General features: G+C 71.5%; 1 protein-coding gene. It reads left to right on the top strand.

The window, feature by feature from the left end; genetic code table 11:
* On the top strand, nt 1-520 hold a 520-nt coding region (locus tag FUT88_RS25205), incomplete at both ends, for a LysR substrate-binding domain-containing protein (protein WP_261797294.1).

Raw genomic sequence — 520 nt, 5'->3', positions numbered from 1 at the left:
GAGCGCGGCCGGCAAGGCGCACGGCTCACCGCGGCCGGCGAGCAATTCCTGCGGCATGCAGTCGGCGTGACGCAGGCGCTGGAATCGGCCACCGCCGCGCTGATGGGATCGACGGACGCATCCGCGCCGGTCGTGCATGTGGGCGCCCTGCCGACGGTGGCCAGCAGCCTGCTGCCCCAGGCGATTGCCCATTTGCACGCGCAGCGCCCGCATGCCGGCGTGCGGTTGCGCACCGGCACCAATGTCGAACTGCTGACCGCGCTCAAGGCCGGCGAACTCGATTTCATCGTCGGGCGCATGGCCGAGCCGGACCGCATGCAGGGGCTGTCGTTCGAGTTGCTGTATGCCGAGCCGCTGGCGCTGGTCGTGCGGCCCGGGCATCCGCTGCTAACGCAGCCGGGTGCATCGGCCTCGCTGCAGGCGGTGCTGGATTACCCGCTGGTGATCGCCACGCCGGGCACGGTGCCGCGCCATCACACCGAAGCGCTGTTCCAGACGCACGGGCTGCGCTTGCCGGCGG

This window comes from Ralstonia sp. TCR112, assembly GCF_007997035.1.
Lineage (GTDB): Bacteria > Pseudomonadota > Gammaproteobacteria > Burkholderiales > Burkholderiaceae > Ralstonia > Ralstonia edaphi.
Note: the sequence above shows the minus strand (reverse complement) of the source record. Positions and strands in the feature narration are given on the sequence as shown.